This window comes from Sporosarcina sp. HYO08, assembly GCF_001563475.1.
Lineage (GTDB): Bacteria > Bacillota > Bacilli > Bacillales_A > Planococcaceae > Sporosarcina.
The window spans coordinates 1-14,484 of sequence record NZ_LPUT01000028.1 but is presented as its reverse complement, the minus strand read 5'-3'; the positions used below and the strand labels follow the sequence as shown (position 1 = coordinate 14,484).

Here is a 14,484-nt window from a genome sequence, read left to right as displayed (position 1 = left end):
GTCACATCCTCATATAGTTCATCGTTTATTTTAACATTGCGAAAAGAGCGGTGCAAATGGTCTTACTTGAAATTAATTCTTCATGATGATTAACGACTTTTTCTTGTAATTTGTTCCGTGAAAAATTAAAGTTACGTAATACTGCACCGATGTTTTCGATGACCTCCCGCTTGTTTCGGGACATAAAAAAAGCCCCCGTTGGATAGGGAGCCTTTACTAAATTCATTAATTTGTTTCAATTAATCCATATCTGCCGTCTCTTCGCTTGTAAACGATGTGTGTGCCGTCAGATTCTGCATCTGTGAAGATGAAGAAGTTATGGCCAAGCATATTCATTTGCAAAATTGCCTCGTCTTGGTCCATCGGTTTTAAATCAAATTGTTTTGTACGAACGACTGAAAATTCATGATCTTCTTCCGTTTGAACGTTTTGGTCATCGCTTTTGCTCACTGAATTGAAGAAATTGGCAACTCCTTCGCGCTCGCGGAATTTACGGTTTACTCTTGTTTTATATTTACGAATTTGTCTTTCGAGCTTGTCAACAATTAAGTCAACAGCCGCATACATATCTTCATGACGCTCCTCTGCGCGGAGTGTCAGATTTTTCATTGGGATTGTCACTTCTACTTTTGTTTGTCTGTCATTATATACTTTTAAATTCACGTTTGCAGTCGCATTCGCACCTTCAGTGAAGTACCTTTCAAGTTTTTGAACTTTCTTCTCAACGTGCTCACGAATTGCTGGAGTCACCTCAATATTTTCACCACGGATGTTGAAGTCTAACATAAGAACTCCTCCTTTATTTAAACCTTATACTTACACTTCTACACCTTCCCCATAAAGTCCTTCTGAAAACTGAATATTATTTTAAATTTTATCGAAATGTGGCGAAATATGGAACGTTCCGTATTTCGCTACATTTCAATACAGTGGGAAGTTAAAAGCAGCACTTATAGTATAGGAAAATAGAAGGTCTTTCATGAATGGAAACTGTTGTCTATTCCGGAAAAATTGAAGTGTTTTAACGATCCGCTTCATCATTTCGTCTCATAAAAATTTCCGTCTCTTGCCATACTACTGTATGGATTAACATTACTTTTCATATTGCGTGGCTAAAATTGTTGTTGGATTCTTCGGATTGCCGGTGTTTTTTGAAGTCTGACGACTAAAATTGCACCAATAATTGCACCACTCACACTCGAAACGAGAAAAGGCGGTACGAAAAATAGAGCAGTTACCGTTGTGCCCATTAAAATGGCAGCGTAAGGTACAGCAAATAATGAGGCAATAACGCTCGTTCCGATCATTTCCCCAATCGCCGCAACCCAAACGCGGCCTGATGTTTTAAATAGTAAACCTGCCAGCGCAGCACCGATCATGCCGCCCGGAAAAGCGAGTAAAGAGCCTGTTCCGGTCAGTACACGGATGAGTCCAGTTAGAAATGCAATGATGACAGCTGGGAGCGGCCCAAGCAAAACAGCCGCAACGACATTGACCGCATGTTGGATTGGATAAGCGCGTGCAATACCTGCCGGAAATGACACAAAGACGGAACCAGCGACTGCGATTGCTGAAAAGACGGTTATGAGTACAAGCTTTCTCGTGTTCATCTTAAGATGCCCCGTTCTTGCATTTCATTCGCAATCACATCTTGAAAGCGGCGCACGACTGCTTTTGGGCTTTCCGCAGAGGCAATGATAGAGATGGCCGCTACTCCTGCACCGCCTGCGCGAAATACGGGAGCGGCATTTTCCGGCGTGATGCCGCCAATGCCGACAATTGGCAAGTCTGGAAATAACGCTGCTACTTCTTGCAATTTGTCCGTCCCCGCAACCGGCTTCGCATCAGACTTCGAAATTGTGGGATAAATAGGTCCCATCCCTACATAATCGGCACCCGCTTCTTTTGCAGCAATCGCTTCTTCTATTGAATGAACTGACACACCGAGTATCTTATGAGCACCCATTTTCTTTCGCACATCTGCCGCACTTTCATCGTCCTGCCCGATATGTACGCCATCCGCGTCAATTGCAAGTGCAAGTTCAACATCATCATTCACAATAAACGGCACGCCATATTGCCGACAGAGCTGCTGACACTTCTCCGCAAATGCACGTTTTTCGTCGCCTATTAGGGCATGCGGTCCTTTTTCCCGCAGTTGAAAACAGGTAATCCCTTCCTGCAACACTTCTTCTAGAACCCCAAGTGGATTTTTTGTATTTTCTGTCCCCATAATGAAATACAGTTGGATATCAATGTTTGCCAATTAACTCGACTTCCTTTCGAACAGCAGCTCTTTGTTTTCTAAATGCTGCATGATTTGTCGGACCGTGCCCTTGTCCGATTGCAAGACCTTCTACAATCGCCGCATGAATGAAATGCTTGGCTGTAATGACCGCTTCTTCTATTGAAACGCCTTTCGCAAGTTCTGCCGTAATCGCCGCGGCAAATGTACAACCTGTTCCGTGCGTATCTTCCGTATCGATTCGCGGGCTGCGCATTAAAAAGCTTTCGCCGCTTGCCGAAACGAAATAGTCTTCGGCAAGCGCCGTATCAAGACGATGTCCACCTTTAATAACGACCGCTTCCGAACCCATTTCCAACAGTTTCTCCGCCGCAATCGTCAAATCTTCTACCGTTCGAATGGTCATTCCCGTTAACACTTCTGCCTCCGGGACATTCGGTGTGATGAGCGATGCAAGCGGAAGTAACTCTTCTTTTAACGCCGTAACAGCTTCTTCTAGCAGTAAGGATGCCCCGCCTTTTGCAATCATCACCGGATCAATGACTAGCGGGAAACGTGGATAATTTCTTAGTGTACGTGCAACAGCTTCTATAATTTCAGCTGAGAACAGCATGCCTGTTTTTGCTGCACCTACTGTAAAATCATTTAACACGGCTTCTATTTGTGCAACAACCACTTCAGTATCAATTGCTTGCACACCATGAACGCCTAATGTATTTTGCGCTGTTACGGCGGTCAATGCCGATGTCCCAAATACATCTAATTCTTGAAATGTCTTCAGATCCGCCTGGATACCAGCGCCCCCTCCGCTGTCCGATCCGGCAATTGTCAATGCGATTTTTGTCATGTTACTTTCTCCCCTATTCGTGTCTGTTTTATGTTTGCGAATGTGTTTTCATTTAGCGTATACAGTGCATTCAAAAACTGAACTTCAAAATCGCCAGGTCCTTTTGCCTCTCCCGCTGCAATTTCCCCCGCTTTTTTATAAAACGCCAAACTTTCCGCGACAGCTTCAAGCGGACGATCATTCCCAACTGCTAAAAACGCCGCACTGACTGCGCTTAACAAGCAACCCGTACCGGTAACACGGGACATGAGCGGATGACCACCTGTAATGCGAATAAGCTGTACACCGTCTGTAACGATATCCGTTTCACCCGTCACCGCCACAATGCAGCCATATTGCTTGGCCACTTTTTGAGCCGCAACATCTAAATTAGCCGTTCCATCCCCCGCGTCGACACCTTTTGAAGACCACTCCACCCCGGCAATCGCAGCAATTTCCGCAGCATTCCCGCGAATGAGTGTAACTTTTAATTCCCCTAACATTTTTTCAACAGTTCGCTTCCGAAAAGCAGTCGCCCCTACACCGACAGGATCAAGAACGAGTGGCTTTCCATGTTCATTGGCACTTTTTCCAGCAGCGATCATCGCATCGACTGAAGCAGGGTCCAACGTTCCAATATTGACCAACACCGCAGATGAGAAAGCAGCTACTTCTGCCGCTTCTTCAATCGAATCTGCCATAATTGGTGATGCGCCGAGGGCAAGTAAACCATTCGCTTGGAAGTTCGCCACAACGATATTCGTTAAGCAATGAATTAATGGATTTTTTTGTTTAATATCATTCAGATTTGTCATATTCCCGACTCCCTTTTCCCGTAATTGAAAATTGAAAAAGCCGCTCCCTCAACTCATCAGTTGAAGTAGCGGCTCGCACTGTCGGTAGCTTTCTTAGTTTAAACGGCGAACCACTTCCCTTCGCTGGTATGAGCCAGATCAGGTTCAAAGGGTCCGCATATCAAAATGCGTCTCAGCCGTACAAAAATAGACACCCCTAGCGGTTAAATCTTTTCAGTTTTCTTATAATTCACTATATCATAGATTGCTAAAATCGCAAATGGGCTTTTTAAAAACGCTTTTAATGCAATTGTTTCATTATAAGTCTAAATTAATGATTATATTGACCGACATAATAAGAAGATCAAATTTTTTTGAATAGAGGGTGTCTTATGTTTCGATCGATTAAAACAAGAATTATAGTCACTGTCATGGTGCTATTTCTGATTGGTATGACTGCCGTGACTAGTTTTAGCAGTATGCTCGTAAAGAGTAAAACAGAAGAAAGTCTGATCCATCAAAGCAGCGCATTCGTAGGAGAAATCAGCAATTCTATTATGTATTATCTTGAACAATATGAAAAAACCCTATTGCTACAAGCAACATCGGATATAATTTCAGGGTACACAGAGGAACCCATAGCGGTTGGTGGAACAGAACATTCACGAGAAGCGCTTACCAAAGAATTAACTTCTTTGCTACATTTATTTGACGATGCCTCATCTGTTTTCTACGCAACTACTACTAAACAGACAACGATTGTTCCTTATGTAGATTTAGGCGATTTTGATCCAACCATCCGTCCATGGTACGAAAATGCAGTGGCGGATCCACATTCGGTCCACTGGACAAGCCCTTATATCGACGAAGCAACCGGAGAATTTGTCATTACTGCATCGAAAGCTGTACAAAATAACAATAGGCTTTCCGGTGTCATCGGTATCGATATTCAACTCACAACGTTGACGGAGAATATCGGAAAAAGCCAATTAGAATTTGATGGTTATCCAATCATTCTCGATGCAAACGGCGTTGCAATCGTTCACCCCACTTTACGCGGGGATAATTTAATGGACTATCCATTCATTCAAGACATGTATACTTCCAGTGAAAATCAAGGTGCGATTCACTACCAGTTTGAAAACACCAATCGGGTAATGGTATTCAAAACAACTCCAAATCTTCATTGGAAAGTCGGTGCTGTTTACGAAAAAAAGAATATTAATCAAACAGCCGATACAATCCAAAATTCCATGATCATCATTGCACTTGCGACGCTGTTACTATTTTTCATCGTCCTTTACTTCATGATCAATAGAATGATTCAACCGCTTTCGAAATTGAAGACATTGATGGATTCTGTTTCGAATGGGGATCTTACCGTTCGATCAAAAATACAATCTAAAGATGAGATTGGAGAACTTGCCGTTAATTTTAATGCGATGATTGAAAATATGAATGCAATCATTGGAGTCGTCAATGACTCTGCATCTAATGTTCGTGCTAGCTCTGAAAGCCTAAGCGCAGTGGCTGAAGAAACGAATGCATCTAGTGAAGAAGTCGCACACGCGATCAATGAAATCGCACTCGGTGCGGCCAAATCGGCGGAAGATGCAGAAACCGTGACGGAAAGATCTGAGCACTTAGGAAACCAAATCAATGAAATTATGCTAAAAGCCAGCGGAATGACTGATATTGCCACAAAAGCTGGTGAAATGAATACCAACGGCCAACACCAAATGCAAGACCTAAAACATTCATTCAACGACTGGGAACGCAATTTACAATCGATGTCTGAAGTCGTCGGTACGCTTGAAGAAAAAGTCGGTGCAATCGGGAACGTTATGACGACAATTACCGAAATTTCTTCTCAAACGAATCTTCTTGCATTAAATGCGAGCATTGAAGCTGCACGCGCCGGCGAACATGGGAAAGGGTTTGCAGTCGTAGCGGAAGAAGTTCGAAAACTTGCAGAGCAATCAGCACGCTCAACGGATGAAGTGCGTGCGACCGTCCAAGAACTTCAGGAAGGATCTCGTCAAGTGGCTGCGCAAATGACGGACACGCGTGAAAACTTCCATCACCAAAGCGCGGTTGTCCACAATACGGAAATGACTTTCAGCGAAATTTCTGCTTTAATGACAGCGATGCAAAATTCAATCGACGCCGTGTACAAAGAGATCCAAAGCGTTGACATCTTGAAAACGGACGTCGCCGTAACGATCCAAACAATGGCTGCAACAGCCGAGGAAACGGCAGCTGCTTGCGAAGAAGTGAGTGCCTCCTCAGACGAACAACTTCGCGCAATCCAGTCGGTAACGGATGCCGCGGAAACGTTAACAGAGTTGAGTGAGGAATTACATCAAGCAGTCAATCAGTTTAAAGTTTAAGATAGGAAAACCGTTCAGGACTTTGGGTCTTGAACGGTTTTTTAGTGTTTGTTGCGGGTCAAATGCGTATCTCCCGATGAATCTAATTGCTTGATTACCATTTGTTGTCACAGATGTGTTGAAATTGTGTAGTGAACGTATTGAAATTTTCTTTATTTTCGCCGATATAAGACAGGTAAGAGGAATATGTTTAAAGGGAGCAAAATAATGAGAAATACATTAACAGTACAACTTGGGGCCATTATAGTAGGTATCATGATTGCAATGCTGGTGATCAACTCATTCTCCACCTATAAAACAGCATATGACAAATTGTATGACGCAGCCGGCGTAGAAGCATATGGCTGTGCGAATATCACAACAGGGCTAATTCGCCCCGATGATGTCGATAAAATGTTAGCCGGTGATCAAGAAACCCGGGATGCGGTCGGCAAGCAATTAAACTGGACGATTAACCATAAGGATATTTTCGAAACGCAATATATCCTCGACCTGAACGGAACGATTCTCGCATTGGATGATAACTTGCGAAACAAAGGACTTAAGCCGGGAGATACTTTCCCGATGGATGAAAAAGCGATCAATCGGCTGCTGACGATGAAACACCCTACGTATTCGGAACTGTATGAAGCAGGCGGCATAGAAAGACTTTCAGGCTACGCGCCAATCTTTAAAGACCATGATTCAAGCAAAGAAATTATTGCCATTAGCGCCATCGATTTTGATGGATCGATTGTCGGTGAACGGACATGGGATGTTGTGCGAAACGGCATTTTGATCAGCCTAATCCCGATGTTGATTGCATCGATTATCACGCTTTACTTAATTAGAAGAAAAACAAAACCAATCTCAGACTTGATTGCACATGCAAAAGAGATTGCGGATGGAAATCTAGCGATTGAAGATACCATTGTGAAAAGCAATGATGAGGTTGGCGATCTAGGACGAACACTGAATATGATGACGGCAAACTTGCGCGAAATGATCGGGACGATTCAATCGACATCTGTCCAACTTAGTCAAAACTCGTTTGAAACCGCCGCCACTTTGAGTGAAATGCAGGACGCGGTCCAACAAGTTGCGCAAAATATGATGCATACTGTGGAATCGATCTCAGATGGGACAATGAACGCCGAAAATGCTTCGTCCATTCTTCATTCATTGGCGGATGATTTACAAGAAGCAAGGGAAAAAGCGGACTTTACCGTTCAAAGTTCTCAAAGTACGATGAAAATTTCGAATGACGGACAAAGACGCACGACTGAAATTCATGAGGACATGGAAAAAATTCGAAGGTCTTCCGATGAAGCGAGTGTAACCGTACAAAACCTGATCGAATCGACGAAAAAGATCCAGGATATTACCGGTTCCATTTCGACGATTGCAGCACAAACGAATTTGCTGGCGCTTAATGCTTCTATTGAGGCGGCCCGTGCTGGCGAACACGGGAAAGGGTTTGCAGTCGTAGCGAATGAGGTACGTAAGTTGGCAGAACAATCCAATGCAGAAGTAGTAGAAGTGGAAAAGCTTGTCCAAGAGATTATGATGAGTATTCAGGAAGTCGTCCATTCGACAATGGAAAACACGAAACTGATTGAAACCGGAACCGAAACCGTGCGTTTGACGGCTGAATCGCTAAGTGACATTTCAAATGCGGTAGCAGAAACGGTTGAAGAGATCACGATCATTTCTGACATGACGACGGCAGAGGCAGAAAGTTCACAACGTGTCGTCAAGCTCATCAATCAGTTGACGCATTCCCTCCAACTCATTGAAGATGCAACGAATAATATTTCAGCAGCGACGGAGGAAACATCCGCTTCCATCGATGAAGTAGCGAATCGTTCAAATGATATGAGTCAAATGGCGAAAGAACTTGAGCGGATTGTTGGGCAGTTTACGATTTAACAAGAAGGGGATGTCCCAGAAGTGCCTAGCTCTTCTGGGACATCCCCTTTGATCTTTCTATCCTTTTATATCTATATTCCCACCTAGATGAGGTTGGGCCGCATGTTGCAGCGCCTGCAAATCCGTCTCTCCCATCATCTTGTTGATGAAATCCGCATTTCCTGCTGCCTGATTCATCACTTTCTTCATCACTGATATAGAAGTTTGTTGCTGAACTTGTCCCTGGCTTAATGCCATTGATAGGTATGCGACATCCATGCTCCCCCCACCTTCCCTGTTTTAATGAACAATGGACTGCAACTGACTTTCTAGAAAATGAACTTCACGCTTCAATTCGTTCAATTGACCATTCAACTTATCAACTTCCACTACAGTAAGCTTATGTTCGACAGCGTATTCAGCTATTCTTTTCATTTCATGCAGTTTCACATTCATTTCCTCTAAGATAGCGTCTTGATCCTTACACCATTGGAGCTGTTCTTCAAGAAACTTTTTACGATCTTCGTAAGTTTTATCCATCTTGTCCCTTCCTTAATTCTTTTTATCGTAAAACACGCCATCGGTTTGCAGTGCTTCATACGGATTCGTATATTTTTGTACCGATTGTTCTTTCTTTTTCACCTGCTGAAAATCCACTTGAATTCGCGTGCGTAAACTTTTTAGCTTCGTATCGATCAGCTGATTATATCCAACGATTTGCCGGCCAAGTTCTTTCTCCTCTGCTGAAAAAGGCGGTTGGATTTCTGGTAGAATTTCCTCCCTTTGGCTTAGTAGAAGGTCAATTTGGCGTATCTGTTCATCCCTATCTTCTTCCTCCACTGTCTCATTGACCAGGTCATACAGTTGTTTCGTCAACGTAAAACAATGCTTAACAGCGGCCATTACGCCTGTCCACCAGTACCAAATTGCTGTTGTCGATTCATTTGAATGACTTGCTTCCACGTATCGCGAAACTCAATGACCAGTTCCGCCACTTCATCCAAAGCAGCTGGATCATTTTTGATATTCGCTTCGATAAGCCGTTGTTTCATATAATCATAAAGTGCCATCATTTGTTTAGACACTTCGATATCCATATTCAACGTCACCATCAGTTCTTGAACGATGTTTTGCGCTTTTTGGATATTAGTATTTTTCTCCGCATGATTTTTCTCTTCGATATTTTTCTTCGCCTGATTAATAAATTTTAGACACCCATTATAAAGTAAAAGCGTCAACTCACCCGGCGAAGCCGTGTTGACTGAATTATTTTGATACGCCCTGTAAGGGTTATTTACTGCCATGTAAGCCACCTCATTTTATCTAATTTACATGCTAAACTGCTGCATTAAAAACATCATTTGCTGGTTGGAACGCTGAATCGCTTTTTCCATTGCCGTAAATTGCCGCCAATAACGGTCCTCTACTGACTTAAGTCGGTTTTCAAAGCTATTAATCCGGTCGTCCACATTTTTCATCTCCCGGCCGAGCGCAAATTGATGGCCCACGGAAAACGAATTACCCGCTCGCTCTTTCAACTGATCCATTGTCGCATTCACCGAATCATATAGACGGTGGATCACACCGCTTTGAGCTTCCGTCCCGCCGCTTCCTCTAAAAAAGTTCTCTACCGACTGCGGATCTTCTTCAATGGCTTTTTTCAACTTCGCCTCGTTAATTTCTAACTTGCCGCCCTCCAAGTAATTCGCAGAAGTCGTAATGCCAAGCTTCGACAACTGATTAAATAAAGAGGAAACTTCATCGTTCATAACAGGCTGGGAAAAATTCATCCGCATATTGGACAGCACGCTTGAAAGAAGCGGATCCCGGCGAAGCAACCCACTTTTTGCCTTCTCCTCCCACTGCTCTTGCTGCTTATCCGAAAGCGTCTCCCGCTCATCGTCTGTCAGTGGCAAATAAGACCGGAAACGTTCTTCATTCATTTTCTTTTGGATCTTGTCGATCAAGTCATTATATTTACCAACAAACTCTTTAATATTTTCAAAGATTTGGTTGTTGTCTCTGTTTACATTTACGCTAATGGGCGCATCTGTTGCATTGAAAGTTTGCTTTAACGTGAAGGTTGTCCCGTCCATTGTAAACGTGTTAGTGTGACGTTCTGTTGTGATGCCGTTGATTTCGAATTTTGCATTCACCCCCGCTGTTACGGATGCTTTCCCATCTTCAAAACCAAATACTTTTTCCATTAAAGCCCCGTTTACCTTAATATCGTCGTCTATTATTTCCTTACCATCATCATCTGTAATTGGAGCGCCCCCTTCACCTGTAACAACTTCCTCATTATATTTCCCCGTTTCCGTCCTTGACAAAGACATCTGACCGGAAAATTCATCGTAAAACATCGACACGCCAACGTTCGAAGCATTCACCTTAGTGGACAACGAAGCAATCGTCTCATTCCCTTGCACGATAAAGTTTTCATGCATTTCTCCTTTGGATGTATGGGTATCGAGGGAAAAAGTCGTGTAGTTTTGGGTATAGGTAATTTCGAGATTAGAGTCTTGCCCTTGGCTAGATACATATTGCTTAAATCCATAGGAAAAAGTAATTTTCCCTGTCACCGTATCCAGTTTTCCTAACTCTGCTCCTCCGTCATTATACTTAACGTTGCCTTCCGCATCGATTGTAACTTTCAGATCTGTTCCCGATAGTTTAAAATTTATTCCAGTCGTATGCACCGAACCGCGCGTCAATTGCACCGATGTTGTTTGATCGTTAAGCTTGAATGTATCCGTCCGGTTTTTCGCTATATAGTCAACCCGGATTGCACTGTCCTTGGCGATAGCGTTTTTAAATTCAATCTCTCCTTGAGCATTCACAAGTACCTCGTTATCTGCCAGACCCTCGCTGCCAACCGATGTAACTACTTTATACGCTTTCCCATTTACTTTTACGCTCCATGAAGAAAGAGCATCATCTTTTAATACTTCGTTCAATTTATATTTATTGCTTCCCAGTCTGTCATTTTCACCCAACGTTTTACTTTCTACAGATCCTTGCGACCATACTACCCTGTCCCCTTTATTCTGGAAACTTTTAAACAGGTTGTCGCTACTTTTCAACTTAGTATTTTGGTCAAGGTCCGGATCTTTCGTAATCTTTCCAGACAAAATCCGCTCAGAACTCGCGAGCTGCGTCACTTTAGAAATCGAAAAAGAAGCCTGCCCTGCACTGCTGGCAGCTGTCGCTGTCACTTTTGATTCGTCAGTGGAAGATGTAGCGCTTGAGCGATATCTCGATGTCAATTTCATTTGTGTCAATTCTGCCCGAAAATCCAACAGCAACGTATTCATCGCCCGATAATCATCTCTTTGCCATTCCAACACTTGCTTCTTTTGCTTTAATTTATCAAGCGGCATTCTTTCCGCCCGCATTAAATCACTTACGATCTGGTTAATGTCCATCCCGCTCGCTAAACCGCCAATTCTCACGATGTTCCAACCTCCTCAAGTTTAATGGATATGGGATGTGCCAACACTTTTCAAAAGTTGTGTTGCGCCTGTTCGTTATTGTGTATTATTTATTTTATCGGTTTGATGGGTGGATTGTTAATAGGAGGAAAGATTAAATACAGTTTGTCCACTTTTTCGAAGGCATGGTCTATATAAAATGTGAACGCATTGTTCATCCGGGGAAAGGTGTCGTTCGATCTTCAAATAATAGAGGGGGATTCAATGTGTATGGATGAATCAAAAATTTACTGTTTCTGCCGCTTGTGCTGCAAGCCGGACTAAACGGGGCAATTTTACGCCGGTAGCTATATGTTAAATTGTTCATCTCGACAAATGTCTAGGATGGGCCTAATTGGGTTGGCAAAAAAAGGATCTCGCATTCGTTATAAAAAGCCACAACTGCAGGCGGTGCAATGTGCATCCTCGGCGGTAGCACAATCAGCCGATGGAGCAGTGCAAAATGCCCCGACTACAGAGGGCAATTTGCCCCTAGCAATAACCTAAAAGAATAAAAGGTTTAAAAGATATATTGTCGAGAACGATCTCGACGTTGTGTCTGTTATCAAGTAACTTAAAGAAAAAATCTGTGCTATAAAACTGTAAAAAGGAATCAAATATCTGGTTCCTTGTGTAAAACCTGAAATTAAGAGCGTTTTTATTTGATGGTGTCTCGCAATTTAATAATTAGGCACCTCTCAAAGGTCAGTACCACGGAGAACGAGTGTGATTTGGTTGTTGTTGAAGGATAAAACAAAGCTTATTTAGTTACTTTTATTCTTAAAATAAGATACAATAAAAGGAACATACATTCTATCGGAGGATGATAATTATGAATAAGGAAGATGTGATTTCATACGTAAAACAATTTTACCCCAGTACTGCAACAAAAGATGTTGCAAAGGCCTTAAATTTAAGCATAAATCAAGTTCGAACACTCGCAAAACAACACAAGGTAACAAAATGTAAAACATATAAGCAAGAATTAAAGCAACAATTAGTCGTCAATAGAAGAAAATGGTATGAAGATAACATCCCCAAATTTGAACCCTCTCATTTACAGGAACAAATTATATTTGGAAGCTTACTTGGCGATGGCTACATTAGTAAAGGAGCGGAAAGAAGTATCAATTATTATTACCAAGAACACTTTGGAGAAAGTCAAAGGATGTACCGAGAATGGAAATTATCCCAGTTAAATGATTTAAATTTTAAGATTAATGGAAACTTTTTACATTCCACTAGTCACCCATATTTCAAGAAGCTTCATTCTATCCTATATCCAAACAACACCAAATCATTAAGTCAGTCATTTATTTCACAATGCACGCATCCAATATTTTTAGCTACTTTGTATTTGGATGATGGAAGTCTAACAATATCCTACTCATATAATAAGCAAAAAAATACTGTATACTGTCATCCGAGCATCATCTTATACACCTTGAATCTACCACCTCATGAAAATCACCTATTAGCTGATCATCTGAATAAAACATTTGGTACAAACTTTGTTGTCTCTGGCCATCCTCACGGTCATAAAAGTTTGCTGAAAATCAATAAAGAGCAAGATGTCAGACACTTATTAAATGTCATTGCGCCTTACGTCAAATGTATTCCCTCTATGGAGTATAAAACGAATTTAGAAACAAATATTAAACAGAAAACAGAGAACATTTATAAGAAATACGGTCAGAGCGTTAACATCGTGATCAGTTCTTCCGAAAGAAATAGGGCATATACCTTCGAAGAAATCGAACTTATTATTAAACTAAAAACAGCTAATGTCACCGATCAGGCCATTGCAGACCAACTGGGGAGGACATATTGGTCAATTGTTTATAAAATTGGGGATCTAAGAAAAAAATCTTTGCTGTAGAATTGTGAAAAGGAACCAGGCATCGGGTTCCTTTTGTATAACCTAAAATTAAGAATTTTTTCATTTAATGTTGTCCAGAAATCGGATTATCGGCATATTTCATCGCTAGGGATTCAGCCGCATAAGCACCTTTTTTTGCATCAAACCCCATTGTCCGAATCGCACGGCTAACAGATCCCCGAACTCAATTTCTTATCGCCGATTATTTGAATTATTACTATTCTCCCTGTTCCCTGTGCCTCTTGTAAAACCTTCATTTATTATTACAGGTTTTAAACTTGGTGGCGGCGGTGGCGGTGGTACTTGACGTTTTTCTTCACTCATATTTATTACCTACTTTCTATTATAATTTTATATACATCTGTATTTTTCATTTCATAGTCGTTAATTATTTCACTTTTATTTACCGGCTCTTCTTTTTTCAAAAAAACGGTATCATTAACGAAAAACTTAACAACAAAAGTAAAACAGCTATAACTATCAACTGTGTGGATTTTAACACATCGGAAACAGTTCTATTGTTAATTTTTGAAATTTGTGAAGCACATTATATATATATGTCAGTTAATCTTTTTACGAATTCAATCCCTATATTATCTTTATACTCAGGATACAGCGAATAATGTGATACCAGGTTTTGGTATTCTCTATCAATATCTTTTGGTGGCGGAGCATAATATACTGCCTTCCCCCATAGACACTTACCTATAAAGATTGTTGAATAACACAGTAAAAACCCGCTAATTCTGTAAACGAGCACATTATTACAGCTACTCATTTTCACAGTAATCCAGTGGGAAATCCGAAGTAATGTGCTCATTTTTTCACTTTAATCCGGATTGTGAAAAGCTTTGTTCGAATTATACCGGCCAAGAAAGAAAGAAAAACCCCTAAAAAGGGGTAAGCGTTGGTGTGTATTCATGTGTATTTATCCGAACTTTGTACACTTGGTAAGTATGAAGGACAAAGCTAACGTCGCTATCCAACGTGACA

13 protein-coding genes and 1 riboswitch are annotated in these 14,484 nt (G+C 41.6%); of the genes, 3 read left to right on the top strand and 10 right to left on the bottom strand.

The window, feature by feature from the left end:
* Positions 1-225 precede the first annotated feature (225 nt).
* The 5 genes from raiA to thiM form a co-directional block, all read right to left on the bottom strand.
* Positions 226-786 carry a ribosome-associated translation inhibitor RaiA gene (gene raiA / locus AU377_RS11475; RefSeq protein WP_067407910.1) on the bottom strand — a complete coding sequence of 187 codons (561 nt, stop codon included), beginning with the start codon at positions 784-786 and terminating at the stop codon, positions 226-228.
* Positions 787-1,112: 326 nt separating this feature from the next.
* A complete protein-coding gene (gene thiW, locus AU377_RS11470) occupies positions 1,113-1,610 on the bottom strand; it encodes an energy coupling factor transporter S component ThiW (RefSeq protein ID WP_067407909.1) in 498 nt (165 codons plus the stop codon).
* The gene (gene thiE / locus AU377_RS11465) at positions 1,607-2,266 is read right to left on the bottom strand and encodes a thiamine phosphate synthase (RefSeq protein WP_082732025.1); all 660 of its coding nucleotides are present in this window, start codon (positions 2,264-2,266) and stop codon (positions 1,607-1,609) included. Before thiE ends, thiW begins: the two co-directional genes overlap by 4 nt.
* A complete protein-coding gene (gene thiD, locus AU377_RS11460; protein ID WP_067407908.1) occupies positions 2,253-3,092 on the bottom strand; it encodes a bifunctional hydroxymethylpyrimidine kinase/phosphomethylpyrimidine kinase in 840 nt (279 codons plus the stop codon). Before thiD ends, thiE begins: the two co-directional genes overlap by 14 nt.
* Positions 3,089-3,886, bottom strand: coding sequence for a hydroxyethylthiazole kinase (gene thiM, locus AU377_RS11455; protein ID WP_067407907.1), 798 nt, complete (start codon positions 3,884-3,886; stop codon positions 3,089-3,091). The genes thiD and thiM overlap by 4 nt, the downstream gene beginning before the upstream one ends.
* Positions 3,887-3,984: 98 nt before the next feature.
* A riboswitch (TPP riboswitch) is annotated at positions 3,985-4,094 on the bottom strand.
* Positions 4,095-4,257: 163 nt separating this feature from the next.
* Between thiM and AU377_RS11450 the strand changes: the two genes are divergently transcribed.
* Positions 4,258-6,255, top strand: a complete 1,998-nt coding sequence (locus AU377_RS11450; RefSeq protein WP_067407906.1) for a methyl-accepting chemotaxis protein — start codon at positions 4,258-4,260, stop codon at positions 6,253-6,255.
* A 207-nt stretch (positions 6,256-6,462) separates the two neighbouring features.
* Positions 6,463-8,163 (top strand): methyl-accepting chemotaxis protein, encoded by a 1,701-nt coding sequence (locus AU377_RS11445; RefSeq protein ID WP_067407905.1) that lies wholly within the window; start codon positions 6,463-6,465, stop codon positions 8,161-8,163.
* Positions 8,164-8,220: 57 nt separating this feature from the next.
* Here AU377_RS11445 and AU377_RS11440 read toward each other — a convergent pair whose 3' ends face one another.
* Genes AU377_RS11440 through fliD form a run of 5 tightly spaced genes read right to left on the bottom strand, consistent with a single transcriptional unit; the run spans position 8,221 to position 11,594 of the window.
* Entirely contained in the window at positions 8,221-8,421 is a 201-nt protein-coding gene (locus AU377_RS11440; RefSeq protein ID WP_067407904.1) for a YjfB family protein, read from the bottom strand.
* A 21-nt stretch (positions 8,422-8,442) separates the two neighbouring features.
* On the bottom strand, positions 8,443-8,682 hold the full coding sequence (locus AU377_RS11435) for a hypothetical protein (protein WP_067407903.1): 240 nt from the start codon (positions 8,680-8,682) through the stop codon (positions 8,443-8,445).
* A gap of 12 nt (positions 8,683-8,694) precedes the next feature.
* The gene (locus AU377_RS11430; protein WP_067407902.1) at positions 8,695-9,045 is read right to left on the bottom strand and encodes a hypothetical protein; all 351 of its coding nucleotides are present in this window, start codon (positions 9,043-9,045) and stop codon (positions 8,695-8,697) included.
* The gene (fliS, locus tag AU377_RS11425; protein ID WP_067407901.1) at positions 9,045-9,446 is read right to left on the bottom strand and encodes a flagellar export chaperone FliS; all 402 of its coding nucleotides are present in this window, start codon (positions 9,444-9,446) and stop codon (positions 9,045-9,047) included. Before fliS ends, AU377_RS11430 begins: the two co-directional genes overlap by 1 nt.
* A gap of 24 nt (positions 9,447-9,470) precedes the next feature.
* A complete protein-coding gene (fliD, locus tag AU377_RS11420) occupies positions 9,471-11,594 on the bottom strand; it encodes a flagellar filament capping protein FliD (protein WP_253724473.1) in 2,124 nt (707 codons plus the stop codon).
* A gap of 850 nt (positions 11,595-12,444) precedes the next feature.
* Here fliD and AU377_RS11415 point away from each other — a divergent pair.
* Positions 12,445-13,491: a hypothetical protein gene (locus AU377_RS11415; RefSeq protein ID WP_067407899.1), complete on the top strand. Its 1,047-nt coding sequence runs from the start codon at positions 12,445-12,447 to the stop codon at positions 13,489-13,491.
* Positions 13,492-14,484 lie beyond the last annotated feature (993 nt).

Bases quoted from the DNA above. Each gene is read 5' to 3' on its own strand.
- AU377_RS11435 (WP_067407903.1), bottom strand. From the start codon at position 8,682: ATGGATAAAACTTACGAAGATCGTAAAAAGTTTCTTGAAGAACAGCTC.
- thiM (WP_067407907.1), bottom strand. From the start codon at position 3,886: ATGACAAATCTGAATGATATTAAACAAAAAAATCCATTAATTCATTGC.
- raiA (WP_067407910.1), bottom strand. From the start codon at position 786: ATGTTAGACTTCAACATCCGTGGTGAAAATATTGAGGTGACTCCAGCA.
- AU377_RS11440 (WP_067407904.1), bottom strand. From the start codon at position 8,421: ATGGATGTCGCATACCTATCAATGGCATTAAGCCAGGGACAAGTTCAG.
- thiW (WP_067407909.1), bottom strand. From the start codon at position 1,610: ATGAACACGAGAAAGCTTGTACTCATAACCGTCTTTTCAGCAATCGCA.
- AU377_RS11445 (WP_067407905.1), top strand. From the start codon at position 6,463: ATGAGAAATACATTAACAGTACAACTTGGGGCCATTATAGTAGGTATC.
- AU377_RS11415 (WP_067407899.1), top strand. From the start codon at position 12,445: ATGAATAAGGAAGATGTGATTTCATACGTAAAACAATTTTACCCCAGT.
- AU377_RS11450 (WP_067407906.1), top strand. From the start codon at position 4,258: ATGTTTCGATCGATTAAAACAAGAATTATAGTCACTGTCATGGTGCTA.
- thiD (WP_067407908.1), bottom strand. From the start codon at position 3,092: ATGACAAAAATCGCATTGACAATTGCCGGATCGGACAGCGGAGGGGGC.
- AU377_RS11430 (WP_067407902.1), bottom strand. From the start codon at position 9,045: ATGGCCGCTGTTAAGCATTGTTTTACGTTGACGAAACAACTGTATGAC.
- fliS (WP_067407901.1), bottom strand. From the start codon at position 9,446: ATGGCAGTAAATAACCCTTACAGGGCGTATCAAAATAATTCAGTCAAC.